Source organism: Vibrio sp. SCP2 (genome assembly GCF_059295395.1).
Genome location: NZ_JCAFVV010000002.1, coordinates 277989 through 294929 on the forward strand (window position 1 = coordinate 277989; position 16941 = coordinate 294929).

13 protein-coding genes are annotated in these 16941 nt (G+C 46.3%); 10 read left to right on the plus strand and 3 right to left on the minus strand.

Annotated features, from left to right (window positions below):
• Positions 1-26: 26 nt before the first annotated feature.
• Complete coding sequence (locus AC5O63_RS09230; protein WP_494504737.1) at positions 27-1208, minus strand: porin; 1182 nt, start codon at positions 1206-1208, stop codon at positions 27-29.
• 213 nt (positions 1209-1421) lie between these two features.
• Here AC5O63_RS09230 and AC5O63_RS09235 point away from each other — a divergent pair, with 213 nt between their 5' ends.
• Complete coding sequence (locus tag AC5O63_RS09235; protein WP_494504738.1) at positions 1422-2312, plus strand: LysR family transcriptional regulator; 891 nt, start codon at positions 1422-1424, stop codon at positions 2310-2312.
• Positions 2313-2370: 58 nt separating this feature from the next.
• Complete coding sequence (locus tag AC5O63_RS09240; RefSeq protein WP_494504739.1) at positions 2371-3744, plus strand: serine hydrolase domain-containing protein; 1374 nt, start codon at positions 2371-2373, stop codon at positions 3742-3744.
• Between the two features lie 51 nt (positions 3745-3795).
• Here the strand turns inward: AC5O63_RS09240 and AC5O63_RS09245 are convergent, their stop codons facing one another.
• Together AC5O63_RS09245 and AC5O63_RS09250 are read right to left on the minus strand one after the other, a co-directional pair.
• Positions 3796-4773, minus strand: coding sequence for a DUF6929 family protein (locus AC5O63_RS09245; protein ID WP_494504740.1), 978 nt, complete (start codon positions 4771-4773; stop codon positions 3796-3798).
• Between the two features lie 72 nt (positions 4774-4845).
• Positions 4846-5619 (minus strand): substrate-binding periplasmic protein, encoded by a 774-nt coding sequence (locus AC5O63_RS09250; protein WP_494504741.1) that lies wholly within the window; start codon positions 5617-5619, stop codon positions 4846-4848.
• Between the two features lie 221 nt (positions 5620-5840).
• Between AC5O63_RS09250 and AC5O63_RS09255 the strand changes: the two genes are divergently transcribed.
• From AC5O63_RS09255 to AC5O63_RS09290, 8 genes are all read left to right on the plus strand, one after another.
• Complete coding sequence (locus AC5O63_RS09255) at positions 5841-6218, plus strand: hypothetical protein (RefSeq protein ID WP_494504742.1); 378 nt, start codon at positions 5841-5843, stop codon at positions 6216-6218.
• A gap of 87 nt (positions 6219-6305) precedes the next feature.
• The gene (locus tag AC5O63_RS09260) at positions 6306-7655 is read left to right on the plus strand and encodes a TolC family protein (RefSeq protein WP_494504743.1); all 1350 of its coding nucleotides are present in this window, start codon (positions 6306-6308) and stop codon (positions 7653-7655) included.
• Between the two features lie 17 nt (positions 7656-7672).
• The gene (locus AC5O63_RS09265) at positions 7673-9385 is read left to right on the plus strand and encodes an efflux RND transporter periplasmic adaptor subunit (protein WP_494504744.1); all 1713 of its coding nucleotides are present in this window, start codon (positions 7673-7675) and stop codon (positions 9383-9385) included.
• Positions 9382-12552, plus strand: a complete 3171-nt coding sequence (locus AC5O63_RS09270) for an efflux RND transporter permease subunit (RefSeq protein ID WP_494504745.1) — start codon at positions 9382-9384, stop codon at positions 12550-12552. Before AC5O63_RS09265 ends, AC5O63_RS09270 begins: the two co-directional genes overlap by 4 nt.
• A gap of 62 nt (positions 12553-12614) precedes the next feature.
• Positions 12615-13151 (plus strand): copper-resistant cuproprotein CopI, encoded by a 537-nt coding sequence (gene copI / locus AC5O63_RS09275; RefSeq protein WP_494504746.1) that lies wholly within the window; start codon positions 12615-12617, stop codon positions 13149-13151.
• 180 nt (positions 13152-13331) lie between these two features.
• A complete protein-coding gene (locus AC5O63_RS09280) occupies positions 13332-14465 on the plus strand; it encodes an efflux RND transporter periplasmic adaptor subunit (RefSeq protein WP_494504747.1) in 1134 nt (377 codons plus the stop codon).
• Entirely contained in the window at positions 14458-15729 is a 1272-nt protein-coding gene (locus AC5O63_RS09285; protein WP_494504748.1) for a TolC family protein, read from the plus strand. Before AC5O63_RS09280 ends, AC5O63_RS09285 begins: the two co-directional genes overlap by 8 nt.
• Positions 15726-16940: an ABC transporter permease gene (locus AC5O63_RS09290; RefSeq protein ID WP_494504749.1), complete on the plus strand. Its 1215-nt coding sequence runs from the start codon at positions 15726-15728 to the stop codon at positions 16938-16940. Before AC5O63_RS09285 ends, AC5O63_RS09290 begins: the two co-directional genes overlap by 4 nt.
• Position 16941 lies beyond the last annotated feature (1 nt).

Below are 16941 nucleotides of genomic sequence, written 5' to 3' on the forward strand. Positions count from 1 at the left end.
CTCACTCTCTATATCGTCTAAGGCAGTTAAAACATCAAACCAGCACCAAGGTAAATGGCGTCACCCGTTACCGTGTGATGATCGGTGTTGTAATACTCTAGATAAATTTCACCCCAAGGGACAGGTGCGAAAGCCGTACCTAGGTGAAAGTCATTGAAAAGCGTTTTATGCGCGGCATTTTGAGTGTTATCGCGTACGGTATCAAAACCGGCGTAGCTGCGAAGGTGGGGTAGCCAATTGTGTTGAATACCCAGTGTTGCCGTTTGGTAGCGCTCCTCTGGGTTACCATCTTCGTAGTTGTTCGTTGCGTTCTCGTACCTTGCGGCGATTTTGGTTGACTCACCGATGCCTGCGACAAAGCCTACGGCCCAGGTTGAATGGTCTGCATTGGTTAACGTCATTGGCTTTTGACCCAATAGGTCTAGCCCTTGACCAGAAATATCGTTGGCGCGGTTATAGGCGGCAACTAGCTGAATTGTTTCGTCGATCGTGTAACGCAAACTGGCTGCATATCCATCCTTGACACTGATTGCAGAGATACTCGATGGGTCACCTCCCATTGATGGTGGAAGGGCATTCTTACCAACAAATAGAGCGCCAGCATTATAACCATTACCAAACGTGATCTGATCTTCAGAGCGTTTGGCTTGGTATTGTAAACGGACTTCAAGTTGCTCAAATGTGTTACCCCACACCACTGTATTCGCGGTACGTCTACTACCCAACTGATCGGACAGCAACAAAGCACTGCCACCAGCCCAGTAACTGAAGTAGCCGATGTCTGTCACCATGTAGGGGGATTCTTGCTTGCCGATCGAAACACTGCCAAAGTCGTCGTGTTTTACTCCTATGTAAACTTGACGACTAACAAGAAAATCTTCTGAATTTGAGAGTAACGAGTCGCTTGATGAATTGAACTCTAGCTCGCCCTCTAACGCTGCATAGATACTGAAGGGGGCTAGTGTGTGAGACGCCGAGACGCCCACGTAAGAGCCAGGGTCTTCAACTAAGGTTCCATCTTCAATAAAAAGCGTCTCCCCATTATCAAAGTTATTGCGTGTGATATGCGCGCCAATCGCACCGTAGATATCAAACCTGGTGGTTTCGTCATTATACATTTCGAGTGCATAGGTTTGGTTGCTTGCCGCGACAGCAAGTGCCAGCGTAGTCAGTTTTACCGCTTTGCTATTTAGAGCTACCTTCTCCATGGTGTCTTCTCCGTAACATGTTGTTAACATTCATCCTAATAACACCATGTGGCTCGTAAGTGATGAATACATCAATTGACGTAACTGTTTATTAGTGTGATATCGCAGTTGAGAAGGTTCACGCTTAGACTTGTTCAATGCTTGCTTAAGAGAAAGAACGGGGTAGCATTGAGTTGCACATATCTGTCATACATTCGGTCTAGTGAAGGCAACATGATCAATTTGGAACAAACCATCGCTTTTGTTACTACGGTAGAAGCCGGCTCTTTTTCAGCCGCGGCGAGAAAGCTCAATAAAAGCCAGAGTTCAGTCAGTATTGGGGTAAGTAACTTAGAAGATGAGTTAGGCCTAAGTTTATTTGATCGTCAAACTCGTAAGCCCACTTTAACTAAGGCGGGTGAAAGGCTTTATCAACAGGCCAAACTTTTGCTGCGGCAGGCTGATAAGATGAACAGCTTTGCTCAAGCGGTATACAATGAGGTCGAAACCAAGATAGTTATCGGTGTTGACCCTATGGCACCGCTAAGTTGCTTAGACTCTGTCTTGATTGGATTAGAAGAAAAGTTTCCCAACACCGAAGTACAAATTCAGCTTCTCGATCACTTAGCCTTGCAGCAAGCGCTACTCAATCATGAGATTGATCTCGGTGTACACTTTGGCGCTGATGCTTACCCTCAGTACCTCAATTTTATCACCATTCATCAATATGAATGGCAGTGTGTGTGTAGTCCTGACTATCCACTGGCTGATCTATCAGAAGTCTCCAATGAAGAGCTGCTTGCTGCGCGGCAAATCATCGGCCGCTCACTCAGCAGTCATCCCGTGTTAAGTAAAACCTCTATTTTTTCGCAAGATACTTGGCAAGCGGATAACTTGGTTCAATGCAGCCATCTTATTGAACTCGGTATGGGGTGGGGAATATTACCATCAGATTGGTGCCACGAACGTATCGAGTTAGGGTCACTTGTTTCCATAAAGCCAGAGTTCAATCAAACTAAGATGTACTCAGGCTTAGACTTGGTATGGGCAGCGAACAGAGATATGGGCAGAGTCGGCCAATTTATCATTGATTTATTTAGTATTCGAAAATCGAATAGTAACTAATTTAAACTATTCGATGCTCGCAAGTAAGATTAGGACAACTTAATAAAGGAACTTTCACATGAAGAAGACACTACTTGCACTAACCCTACTATCTAGCGTCGGTATCACTGTTCCAGTACAGGCTGTGACATACCATGAGCCCAATCAGCAAATGGAAGCAAATCTTAACCATTACGGAGCGGGTGTTGAGAACTGGGAAGAGAAGCGTTTTGTCCAGTTTACCATGGCAGATGCGCATCTTTATCATCACTGGGCTCAGGTAGAGAATAACCCAAATAAAGCGATGCCTATCAAGGTGTTAAACAGCTTTGACCCAGCTAAAGTAATGTTGGACGATGTGATTCCGGGACACAAAATCTCGTTGTACGATGTGATGCGTGATCGTGCCAGTATCCAAAACTACGTCATCATGAATAAAAAAGGTGAAGTGATCGCCGAAGATTATTGGAATGGTACCAATAAAGATACGCTGAACCATATTATGTCTTCGACTAAGTCTTTTTCGAGCATGGCTGCATTTATTGCTGAAGAAGAAGGTTTGCTGAGCATGAATGATCCAATCGGTAAGTATGCACCTGAACTGAAAGGTAGCGAGTGGGCTAATATTCCTCTTCATTACTATGCTGATATGACTGCGGGCGTCGTGAAGCTACCTAAGAGCCGAGAAGGGTACCACTGGTCAAACTATGCGGCTGGTGCAGATGGTTCATGGGATAGTTCCATGCCGTCAGCGATGGGGTATAACGGCCACGTAGAGAAAGATGGCAAGCTAATCCCACGCCCAGATGCGAATGGTGAGATAAATTCTTTTAGCGAGTACCTGTCAAAAGTTTTCGTGAAGCAAGCGAAACCAGCAAACCCACCGGGCTTTGGCTATGAGTATCGTGATATCAATACGGAAATGCTAGGTCTGGCAGTTTCACGTGCTAGTGGCATGACACTCGCTGAGTTTTACGAAAAGTACCTATGGAAAAAAGGTGGTTTTACTAGCGATATGGCAATGTATACCAGCGTGAATAAAGAGTCTATGGCATCTGGCGCCGCGAACATGACCACTCGTGATTTTGCTATTGGTAGCTTCTTAATGGTTAACGACGGTAAGAACTTTAAAGGTGAGCAAGTTCTGCCTAAAAAATACATCGAGCAAGTTAAGAATGGCGATGATGAAGTAAAACAAGCTTGGGGTCGTATTTCTTACGAACATCTATTAATGCCAACGGCTTTCTACAAAAACCAATGGCGCACCGTTGAGTTTGGTGGGCGCAAGTTCTCTACCATGATTGGTGTGAACGGTCAGTTCTCAGCGTTTGACCACAAAACAGGTAACATCATTGCATTGACAGGTGCATATCGTGAGCCGTCTGGTCAGGCTATGGTTCTGCTTTACGTCGAGCAAGTTATTCTTAATATTTTCAATCAGTTAGATAAATAAGATTGTTAAAAAAGAGCCCCTTAAGCAGGGGCTTTGTTTGTAAAATCGTTCCTAGCGAGTTAACTTAAAGCGAAATAGCTCGCTTGTTCCATCATCATTGTCACTCAGCAATACCCCTTTGATTTTATCGCTACTACTTTCAGCGATAGCAACGGTTTCCACCTTGGTGATAACTCGCTGACCATTTTTCATTACTGGTATGGTGGCTTCGGTCAGGTCCAGTTTACTGCCATGAACGCCGAGTTGGTTGACGGGCACTGTGCCAACAAAGCTACCCAAAATATCTCCGTCGTTGTAAGCATCCCCTGTGGCTTCTATTGAAGCGGTAAAAACGAGTTGCTCAGCCTCAGGCCAATATTCCGCGCCGGATAATGTGGCTTCGAAGCCTTGATAAACCGGTAACTGAACATGGGTAACATTAATTTCGTTAACGCTATCGGTTTGACCTTCTAGATATTGGACAAACTCATCGAGACGTAGACGGAAGATGACATTAGTGCCTGAATTACCGCGATTGAGTACGAAAACGTACTTATCGGTACTTGCAAGCCCTTCAATGTTGAGCTTTTGCTTACCGCTAAAACCACTCTGCTTATAGAGCTGCTGGTAAAGAGGTCGTAAAGAACGTTCAATCTTGGTCTGTTGATCTTGGGTGATTAAAAATGCCCATTCACGTTTATGCGCTTTGCTTCCGGAACCTAAGATCACGAACGCAGGTTTACCATAAAAATCCACTTCATCCATGGCTTCAAAATCAGGCTTAACCTTCTTTACGATGCGACCGTTTTTGGCGATAGGGTAGTGCTTGATGAGCTGCTTGTCTTGAATGGTTAGATCAGCGTCCAATTCAAAGAGGTAGGGAGAATCATCCCCAATCGCATAGACTTTGTTATTGCTAAATACCGCGCCTGAAGCGGAAGGAAACTCTTTATTTAATATAAGGTCAGACACTTCAAGTTGCATGCCTTTAGCATGAAGATGTGAGGAAACAATCAGTGAAAGTAATGTGGCAGAAAATAGCGATTTCAAAAGGATGGCCTTTATTGTTTTATGTTGAACAATGTCTTTTACGCCAAGATTGCGACAGAAATATGACAAAGACTAATTCTGCACTGAGGAGTCTGTTCTAATCTGCTTTTCTACATCAATGATTTTCTGATACTCCCCAGATTTTATTAACTGCTCAATCCCTAAACGAAGCGCTTCTTTGAGTTCTTGGCTGCGGCTGAGGTTTTGCTTTGAGAACATCACATACATGTCATTTTCGATAATCGGTTTGGGGTGCACCTTGAGCTGATTGATTTGCATGGCAGGAAGTAAATTGCCGAGCATATAGTATCCGCGTTCAAGCCCTGCGGGGTAGGCGTCGATTCGATGTTTGCCGAGTTTAATAAAATTCACATCATCAGAGTTTGATATCTCAAGCTTTACCCCGTTTGATTGCATTAAACGCGTCACTTCATATTCTTGAGTCGCACCGATTTGATATTGGTTGAGGTCAGCCATTTCTTGCCAGTCAAATTGGCTATTGCTGTGATAAAAGAACACGATTTTCTGCACAAATAACGGTGATGAGAATAGGAATAAGACTTCCCTTTCACTGTTCTTAAACCAAGGAAAAGTTCCGTCGTACTTATCCGTTTGTGCATAGCGGTAGGCGCGGCTCCAAGGGTGATATTCGATATTCACTTGATAACCTTGGGTCGCATAGGCGGCGCGGACTAGTGTTTCGGAGATCTTATAGTTGGGATTGTCTTGACTACTGGTGTAGGGTTCCCAATCGCCAATCACAAAGTTAACGGATTTGTTAACAACCTCTGCGCTGCAAAACGATGAGTAACTCAACAACAGTAGTAATGCGACAAGCTTACCCATAGTGTGCACCTTGATTATTCCTACCTACAAATTTAGATGACAATTTACTTAATAAGTAGTTTGGGACCTGAATATGACGTTTTTGTTTCATTACAAGCGGTTTAAGCCGCAGAGTTTTGGCTTAGGGTCTAAGTTTTTGTCATTGGATAGGTAAAGAGTGATTGACCCTCCCCCTAGGGTAAGGTTTAACATAAACGAGATTGTTCATTATTAGGTGCGCTATGACGTTCAGAGTCAGCCAAAAAATCTGGATTGTTGCGATCAGCATGTTTTCTATGCTGTTCTCGACGCTATCTAGCAGCGCGCCTTTAATGAGCTTTGAAATGATGGACGCAAGCTCGATGCATCATTCTCAAAGCGCATGCAATATGCCGATGAAATCCAATCTAGAAGAACATTCCCCGATGATGATGGAGAAGTGTGAGTCCGAGCCTAGTCAGCACATGTGCTGCGACGTGATGTGCATGACAGTCTTTGCCCTGCTTGATCACTATCAGCCAGTCCACTCGACTTCTAGTCATCTTGCTCTTATTGTCCGTGACGATAGAAGCGTGCCGATCAACCAAACGTCCTCCCTGTATCGCCCCCCAATAGCGTAAATCGTTTTCTATTACTTCATCTCTTTACGATTTGTTCGTGAAGAGGCGCTTTTATGCCTTTTTAGGCACATAGAAACGGATTACTACGTGAAGACTAAACCAACTTGTCTGGCACTTACGCTAAGTGCGGCGTTGTGGTTTGCCCCGACTGCTGTATTGGCTGAAGCCGATTTAGCTGCGCAGCCACCTCGCGATTTACTGGCGCAGATGATTGATACTGCGTTAAACAATGATACCAATCGTAAGCAGCTCTACGCCCAATCACTCGCAATGAGAGAAACGGGTATTGCTAACTCAACCTTAATGGACCCAAAACTGAAAGTGGGGTTTGGCGGTTTGCCAACCGAAAGCTTTAAGTTTGATGAAGATCCAATGACCAACATCTCGGTCGGCTTGATGCAGCAGTTTGAACGGGGCTCGACACTTGAACTGCAACGTAAGAAAGCGAACCAACAAGCGGATGGCGTGACACTACAATTGCAATCGCGCGAACTTGAAGTTGCTAATGCAATGACTCAGCTGTGGTTAGAGCTGGGTTATTTGCAGCAAGCTGAGCAGATTCTGCGAGAAAATAAACAGTTACTCGTCGAGCTACAGGGCTTTATTCAAACCAACTATTCAATTGGTAAGAGTGAATCTCAAGATTTACTCAATGCCCAGCTTCAAGTCAGCAAGCTTGATGAGCAACTGCAAGCCAACAGCCAAATGCAAACTCGATTGATCTCTCAATTCTCCGAGTGGCTAGGCATTGGCTGGCTCAATCAACACAGTGATTTGCGAGCGAGTAATCAGTTAGATTGGCACAGTTTGGCTAATAAGCTGGATAGCAGCGCAAACCAAACCGACCATTTCGAGTTACTTAAGCGACACCCAATGGTGCAGATGATCGATGCTTCGATTGCTGTAAATCAAACTCAAGTTGATATCGCCGAGCAAGCTTATACGCCTCAAGTTGGTGTTGAAGTGATGTATGCCTATAGACAGGCAAACAACATGATGGGCGAACCTGCCTCTGATCTTGTCAGCGCCTATCTGACTGTCGATGTTCCGCTGTTTACGGGCAATCGACAAGACAGAAACCTTGCCGCAGCGCAGTATCAAGTTGGGGCGACGAAGTCTCAGAAAGACACTTTGCTTGCGCAGATGAATGCCAAAGTGAACGCGTTACTGGTTGATGAGCGTAATTTAAATCAACGACTTGAACGCTACCAAACCACCTTACTACCTCAAGCGCGAGCAAGAATTCTCGCCGTCGAACGTGGTTATCAAAATAACACAGCGCAGTTTAGCGACGTGATAGCCGCCACGAGAGATGACCTTGCCTTGCAATTAGAACAGCAACGCTTATTGACCGATCTAAACATCGTCAAGAGTAACTTAGCGACGCTATTTAGCGCTTTCGAGTTTCAGGTCTCGCTACCTGAAATCACTCAGTAGAACAATAAGGAACGATGATGAAAACATTTAAGGTAGCGACGATCGCAGTATTGATTGGTGGTGGCATTGGCTTCGGTGTGAGCCAGTTTTTGCCTAGTCACTCATTGATGAAAATGGCGGATGCTGCGGCTCCAAGTAAGGACTCAAATGAGCCCTTGTATTGGGTGGCACCGATGGACCCAAATTACCAACGCGATAAACCCGGTAAATCGCCGATGGGGATGGATCTTATCCCTGTCTATGCCGAGGATTTGGCTTCAGGTGCCAGCAAGCCGGGCACAGTGACGATAGACCCATCGGTAGAAAACAACCTCGGAGTAAAAACCGCGGCAGTTGAGAAGCAGCGCTTGTCACCGAGGATTGAAACCGTTGGTTACGTTGCGTTTGATGAAAGTCGCTTATGGCAAACCAATGTGCGTGTTGCCGGCTGGGTTGAAAAGCTCAATATCAATGCGGTAGGAGAAAAAGTCGCTAAGGGTGAAGTGTTATTTACGCTCTACTCTCCAGAGCTAATTAAAGCGCAAGAAGAGTTACTCAACGCTTATCGAACAGGCCGAAGTGGTTTGGTGACAGGGGCGACCGAGCGCTTGGTTACCTTAGGGGTCGATCGCTCACAAATTAAAGCAATCAAGAAGCGAGGTAAAGCGTCTCAATCTATCGAAATTAAAGCGCCAGCGGATGGCGTTATCGCGAGCTTGAATATTCGCGAAGGGGGGTACTTATCTCCAGCGCAAGCGGTGATCAGTGCAGGCCCGCTGGAAGAAGTCTGGGTTGATGCGGAAGTCTTTGAGCGCCAAGCCCATTGGATGCAAGCAGGCAGTATTGCCACGATGACACTTGACGCTATCCCCAATGGCCAGTGGCAAGGGGAAGTGGACTATGTCTATCCCATTCTTGACCCGAGTACGCGTACTTTGCGGGTACGTCTGAAATTCCCCAACCCTAATGGCGAACTCAAACCGAATATGTTTGCCAATATTGCCCTGCAGCCCGTTACCCAAGAGTCAGTATTGACCGTCCCTAAATCTGCCGTGATTCGTTCGGGAGGAATGACCCGCGTAGTACTTGCAGAAGGTGACGGAAAGTATCGTTCTGCGCGCATCAATGTGGGTCGAGAAGCAGGCGAGAGTGTCGAGGTACTTGAAGGACTCACCCTAGGCGAAAGTGTTGTGACGTCGGCGCACTTTATGTTGGATTCAGAATCTAGCCAATCTGCCGATCTGTCGCGAATTAATGGCACTGAGCCACCAGCTGATACCGTCTGGGCTCAAGGTGAAATTACCGATGTAATGGCAGGGCATCGAATGCTAACCATCAATCACCAAGCCGTTCCTGAATGGCAATGGCCGGGAATGGTGATGAACTTTACTGTAGCTGAGCCGCTAAACATGCAAGAGCTGAAATCAGGTCAAGCCATAGAATTTGAGATGCAAAAGACACCTGAAGGTCAGTATCAAATTGTTGATTATCGAGTCGGTGACAGTGTTGTCGCCAATGAGGTGTGGGTGAGCGGAGATATCACTATGCTGATGGCGGACTTCGGCATGATCACCTTACAACATTTACCTGTCGCGGAATGGGATTGGCAGGCCGGAGAGATGAACTTCTCGGTGGGTGATGAAGTGGATTTGTCTGGGTTTGAAGAAGGTCAGAAAGTTCGGTTTCTAGTTGAAAAACAAGGGGCGGATTACCTACTTAAGCAAATCACGGTGAGTGAGGAGCCAGTATGATTAGCGCGATTATTCGATGGTCGATCAGTAATCGTTTCTTAGTACTGATTGCGACTTTAGCTTTAACCTTGGGCGGCCTTTATAGCCTGAAAAATACCCCAGTGGACGCTATCCCTGATCTTTCCGATGTTCAGGTGATCATCAAAACCAGCTATCCAGGTCAAGCGCCTCAGGTGGTGGAGGATCAGGTCACCTACCCACTGACAACGGCCATGCTTGCTGTTCCTGGTGCAGAAACCGTGCGGGGTTATTCATTCTTTGGCGACTCATACATCTATATCATTTTTAACGATGATACCGATATGTATTGGGCGCGTTCACGCGTACTTGAGTATCTCAGTCAGGTGGCTCCGAATCTTCCTTCTGGGGCGAAGCCCACGCTCGGGCCAGATGCCACAGGGGTAGGTTGGGTATACAGCTATGTGCTCCAAGACAAAACAGGTCAACACGATCTCGCTGAGTTACGTTCGCTGCAAGATTGGTTCTTGAAGTATGAGCTGCAAACCGTTAATGGCGTATCTGAGGTTGCGACTGTTGGCGGTATGGTCAAACAGTATCAAGTACAAATTGATCCGGCCAAACTCCGTGCTTACAACCTGACGCTGCAACAAGTCAATAAGGCGATTCAGCAAGGCAACCAAGAAACGGGCGCTTCAGTCATCGAAGTGGCGGAAGCGGAACACATGGTACGTACCACAGGTTACCTATCGAGTGTTGAAGATATTCAATCCTTACCACTTAAAGTGACAGACAAAGGGACGCCTTTGCTACTCGGTGACATCGCAGATATTAACCTAGGCCCTCAAATGCGCCGAGGTATCTCTGAGTTTAATGGTGAGGGTGAAGCGGTTGGCGGCGTGATCGTGATGCGATTTGGTGAAAACGCCAGTGAAGTGATCACTAACGTCAAAGCTAAACTCGCAGATCTGCAGCGAAGTCTGCCTCCTGGTGTTGAGATTAAAGCGACCTATGACCGCTCGACATTGATTGATTCGGCGGTAGAGAACTTATGGAAAAAACTGGCAGAAGAGTTCATCGTCGTTGCGATTGTTTGTGCCTTGTTCTTGTTCCATATCCGTTCGTCATTGGTAATTGCGCTGAGCTTACCTGTGGGGATTCTGTCTGCCTTCATTGTGATGCATTGGCAGGGCATTAACGCCAACATCATGTCGTTGGGCGGTATTGCGATTGCGATTGGTGCAATGGTCGATGGGGCGATCGTGATGATCGAAAATGTCCATAAACACATCGAGCGTACGCCTCTCAATGATAACAACCGATGGGAAGTGATAGGTAAGGCTGCGCAAGAGGTGGGGGCACCACTGTTCTTCTCGCTGCTGATTATTACCTTGAGCTTTGTTCCTGTGTTTGCGCTAGAAGGTCAAGAAGGCAAGATGTTCTCACCGCTTGCGTTCACCAAAACCTATGCGATGGCGGCTTCAGCAGGCTTAGCGATTACGCTTGTGCCTGTGCTAATGGGCTATTTCATTCGTGGCAAAGTGCTGCCAGAGAGCAAAAACCCAGTAAACAAGGCGCTCATTGCGCTTTATCGTCCGCTACTCAACTTAAGCTTAACTTATCCTAAAGCCATGATTGTATTGGCATTAGGTCTGCTTGCCTCTGCTTACTATCCAATGAGCAAACTCGGCAGTGAATTCATTCCGCCTCTAGATGAAGGTGACTTGATGTATATGCCGACCACCTATCCGGGGATCTCCATTGGTAAAGCGCGTGAGCTATTACAACAGACCAACAAGTTAATTAAGTCTGTACCAGAGGTTGAGACGGTATGGGGCAAGATTGGTCGGGCAGAAACTGCCACTGACCCGGCGCCGCTGACCATGATCGAGACTGTGATTCAACTTAAACCCAAAGCGCTATGGCGAGAAGGGGTAACAACGGAGTCGTTACGTAAAGAGTTTGATCAACTGGTTCAATTCCCAGGTTTAACCAACGCATGGGTCATGCCGATCAAAACGCGTATCGACATGTTGGCGACGGGGATTAAGACACCGATAGGCATTAAGATCGCTGGGCCTGACCTTGAGGTGATAGAGCAAATCGGTGGCGAGCTTGAACCGCTTTTAAATCAAATCAGTGGAACGGCGTCAGTCTACGCTGAGCGTGTCGCTGGTGGTCGTTACGTGACGATTGATATTAAGCGTCGCTCTGCTGCTCGTTATGGACTCAATATTCAGGATGTCCAACAAGTTATCTCTACGGCGATTGGCGGAATGAATGTTGGCGAGACAATTGAAGGGTTAGAGCGTTACCCAATCAATGTTCGCTACCCACAAGACTACCGTGATTCGGTGGTGAAACTGCAAAACCTCCCACTAGTAACACCTAATGGTGCGCGCATCGCGTTGGCGGATGTGGCTGACATTCGTTATGAAGATGGCCCTCCGATGATCAAAACCGAGAATGCTCGACCAAACGGCTGGGTGTTTGTTGACATTGATGGTCGTGATTTAGGCTCCTACGTTAACGAAGCGCAGGCCGTTGTCAGTGAACAGCTCCAGCTACCTGCGGGTTACTCGCTCACTTGGTCTGGTCAATATGAATATATGGAACGTGCTAAGCAGCGCTTGAGCGTAGTGGTGCCAATCACCATTGCCATCATTATGTTGCTGCTCTACTTCAGCTTCCGCCGAGTAGGAGAAGTGTTGGTCATCATGTGTACTCTGCCATTGGCGATGGTCGGTGGACTCTGGCTGATGCACTACCTAGGTTACAACTTTTCTATCGCGGTCGGTGTGGGCTTTATTGCTCTTGCTGGGGTTGCAGTAGAGATAGGCGTCATCATGCTGGTTTACCTCAATCAAGCTTGGCACCAACGTAAACTCGAAGCCGCGCAAAACCAGCAATCGTTATACGAAGGTAATTTGACGGATGCGATTCGTGAAGGCGCGGGGCTTAGGGTTCGTCCGGTGATGATGACGGTACTGACAGTCATCATAGGTTTAGTGCCAATTATGTACGGCGATGGTACTGGTTCTGAAGTCATGCAACGTATCGCAGCGCCAATGATTGGCGGTATGGCATCAGCGCTTCTGCTGACTCTGCTAGTACTGCCTGCAATCTTCAAGCTGTGGAAGCAAAGAGAGCTTTCAAAGCTATCTAATGACAAACAACAAGCTTCAAATCAACAAGTTCCAAACCAATAACTTCAATCGTAGGTGGCAATGTCATTGTTGCTGCCTACAACCTAATCGTAAGGATATAAAAGATGAAAAAGACATTCGCATTGCTCACAACAGCCTTGGTTAGTTCATACGCTTTCGCTCAGATGGACCATTCGATGATGAATCATGGAGATATGGATCATGGTCAGATGATGGCAATGGACCACTCCAACATGGATCATTCAGATATGATGAATATGGAAGGCATGTCAGACGTTGGTATGCCTGCGACAGGTGCAAAACCTGACAAGGTCGTCCACGTTGTTCTCAGCGATGATATGACCATTCGCTTTAAGAAAGAGGTCAAGATTGAGCCTAATGATGTGGTCCAGTTTGTGGTGATGAATACAGGCAAGATAGATCATGAGTTTTCAATTGGTTCTGCAAAAGAGCAGCTCAAACACCGCGAGATGATGAAAACAATGGCGGGTCATGCTCATGATTCTGGCAGCACAGTGACCGTAGAACCTGGAAAAGCCAAACAGCTGCTGTGGCATTTCCATGGTGACAATAAAGTGGAATTTGCCTGCAACATTCCGGGACACGCTGAAGCTGGCATGGTAAAAAGCGCCACTTTATAGACCGATTAGCGTAGCAAAAAACGGCCAATTTCAATTGGCCGTTTTTTATTGTCAATTTAGCACGACAAACTCATACAAACTTCATATGTATTATTTGATTTTACATCCTGTATTATCACCGGAACTTTATAATCTTGAGGTAGTCAGATGGCTACGCAAAACAATTTTTGGAAGTAAACCATGGCTAAACGTTGGCTTTTATCTGCTGTCGGTGTCGCATTGCTAGGTGGCGGCGCGTATTTTTATCTGCAATCTTCTTCTGAGCCACAAGCGTTTCCTAAGCTGGCGGTCGTAAAAGGAACCATTGAAAAACAGGCGGTTGCGGTAGGCAAAATCGTTCCGGCGCACTCAGTATCGATAAAGTCACAAATTGATGGGATTGTTGGAGAAATCTACGCCCAAGTGGGTGAGAAAGTAAAACAGGGCCAGCCTTTGATCAAAGTACGCCCAAACCCAACGCCTAAAGCTCTAACGGATGCCTCAACTGAATTAATGCGTAGCGAAGCGGATCTGGAGTCGGCAAAGCAAAAACTTGCCAACTTAGAGAGCTTGGTTAAGCAAGACATTATTCCTCGTAATTACGATGAATATGTTACCGCGCGTTCGGTCGTTAAGTCGGCTAAAGCCAATGTGTTACAGAAACGCCAAAACCTCGAGCTGATCCGAAGTGGTGAGGCTTCAATAGGTAATGCTCGTTTAACCTCCACCATTTATGCACCGATTGACGGCACAGTGCTGAATCGAAAAGTAGAAGTCGGTGAGCCAATTATTTCCACCGAGTCTAGCCAAGCTGCGACCGAGATGATGTCGCTGGCGGACATGAAAAGTCTGATTTTTAAGGGCAGTGTCAGTGAGCATGATGCGGCTCAGTTGTCACCGGGTATGCCTGTGATTCTTACGGTAGCGCCATACCCTGAGGTTGAAATCGAAGGTGTACTGACTAAGGTGGCGATCCAGTCAGAAAACCTCAACTCTCCGGGTTCGACCACAGCCAAGAGTTTCGATAATGGCTTCGGGGTAGAAGTCGGTGAACTGAAAATTCCTCAAGATATTATGCTGCGTTCAGGGTTCTCTTCAACCGCACAAATCACGCTTAAAAAGTCGGAAAATGTACTGACTCTACCTGAACGTGTACTTCAGTTTGAGGGTGAGACGCCCAATGTTCTGATCCCTGATAATTCGGAGCAAGGTTTCCACAAACAGAAAGTGAAATTAGGTCTTTCAGACGGCATTAATGTAGAAGTGCTCGATGGCGTTGAACTGGATGAAGAAATCATTGATAACAGCATGATGATGGGGGCGGCCCATGGCTAAGTTGCACCTATCTAAAATCAGTGTTGTGTTACTGGCAACAACCCTCAGTTTGCCGAGTTACGCGATATCTATTGAGCAGGCATGGCAACAAGCAAAACAGAGCGATCCTAATTACGAAAAAGCCAAGATAGGTGTTCAGCTAGGTGAAACGGGTATTTCATCTAGCCGTAGTTCGCTACTGCCTTCATTAAGTGCCGATGCTTCTGCTAATTGGAACGAAACGACGCACAATACTAACAGCTATGGCGCCAACCTTTCCCAGACAATTTGGGATAGCAGCTTGTGGTCAGATTTAGACCGAGCAGAAGCTAATTTACTAAAAGCTCAGTTAGAGCTGTCTCAAACACACAATGAATTGGCGCAAAAACTACTTTCTAGTTATCTCGATATGGCCAGTGCTCAGGGGGACCTTGTGTTGGCGCAAAACAAATTAGAAGAAGGGGCTAAGTTACTTAAGATCATCGAGAAACGATACAAAGCGGGCAAAGTGAAATCCATTGATGTGGAAGAAATTAGAGCGACTCAAGTTTCGGAAAAAGCTGCGATTCTCAAGGCTCAAGCTCAGCTGCAAAGCAAAAAAGCAGAGCTTGCTGCACTGATCAATCAGATGCCCGAAGAGGTAGACCAAGTCCGAACAGACTCGCTTGTTCAGCCGCCAATGTTAGTCGATTCTCAAGAACAGTGGCTCAAGTTAGCCAAAGACAGTAGTCCAGAGTTATTGGTTGCCATGCAGAATGTGAAATCGAGTGAATTTGCTAAAGACTCTGCGCAGGGTGGGTATTACCCGACGGTTAAGGGTAAGCTAGGCTACAGCGATGACGATAGACGCTCAAGCGGTGAGTTCAATGCCGGGATTACACTCAGTGTGCCGATTGATCTTAATGGGGCGACGCGCGCTAAGGTTGATGAAGCATCGCTTAATATTTTAAGTGCCAAACAAGATTTGCGTCGAGTAGAAATAGATATCCAGAAACGCATCATCCAACGTTTTACTCAGGTTGATATCAACTGGAGTCAGGTATTGATGGCGGATGAACTCGTCGAATCACGAGCTAAGGTGCTGCGCAGTAAAGAGAAGCTCTATGATGCTGGTCTTCTTGAAGTGTCGGAAGTGATCAATGCGCACAACAGTTTATTCGATGCAAAGAATAGCCTGCAAACCAACCTATATAACTACTGGCGTCAGAGAGTCGGACTACTGCAAACCGCTGGTAAGTTAGATGACAGCACTATGGCTTTGATTTCTCAGGCTTTTGATTCATGAGCAGTTTGTTACAGCAAACATGGCAAACCTTGATGGCACATAGGCTAAAAAGCATTTTAGCGATCATTGCCATTGCATGGGGAGTGATTTCTGTCGTTGTTTTGATTGCGCTCGGTGAAGGCTTCTATCGTCATCAAACTCAGTCATTGTCGTTTATGGTTAACAATGTGCAAATCGCTTTCCCTTCAAGTACCAGTAAGCCTTGGCACGGTATGCCCTCACGACGAAAAATCACTATTGAGCAAGATAAGGTCGATATGCTCAAACAGTCGGGTTTTGTCGCGCAAGCATCGACGGTGTACGCGAAATGGGACGCCAGTGTAACCAATGTTAGAGGGCAGAAATTGTCTGGCTTTGTGAGTGGGATAGATCCGTCTTACTTTTCTTTAGTGCAGCGTAAACTTGAATCTGGCTCGCGCAACATCTCGCCGAGTGATGTCATTAACCATACGCGAGTGGCTGTTCTCGGCGACCAAATTGCCAAAATGGGTAATATTAAGGTCGGCGAACAGGTCAAAGTCAATGGTATTCCTTTCTTGGTTATAGGCGTGATTAAGGACGAAGATGCGGGGATTTCCTTTGGTGATAGCCGCAAGGTCTTTGTTCCGCAAACCACTTATCTCGATTTGTGGGATGCAAAGCCGTGGATGCTATTACTGAAGCCTGTTGAAGGTATGGATAGCGCGTCTTTTAGGCAGAGTTTAGTTACCTTCTTTGCCAAACAACTGCATTTTGACCCGAGCGATAAAGAGGCGATAAATCTGCCCGACTTCAGTGAAGGCGGCGCATTGATTACTGGGATTTTCCGCGGTATTCAGATTTTCCTTGGCGCGAGTGGGGCAATGACGATGGCTGTTGGCGCATTAGGTGTGGCTAATATCATGTTCTTATCTGTGACGGAAAGAACGCGCGAGATAGGGGTTCGATTGGCAATTGGTGCAACTCAAAATTCGATATTGGGTCAGTTCATTCTCGAAGGGTTAATCTTAGTTGCCGTTGGGACAGGGCTGGGGTTAACCATCTCTTACGCGCTTGTGTCTTTGTTAAGTACAGTAACTTTACCTGATTGGCTTGGCTCGCCGGTGATTACGCCAGATTCAATTGCTTGGTCACTGTTAGTAACGCTTGTTTTGGCTCTGCTAGCCTCATACTTCCCTGCGAGGAGAGCGTCACGCTTGACTCCGGTTATCGCTTTGAGCGCGAGGGCTTAAT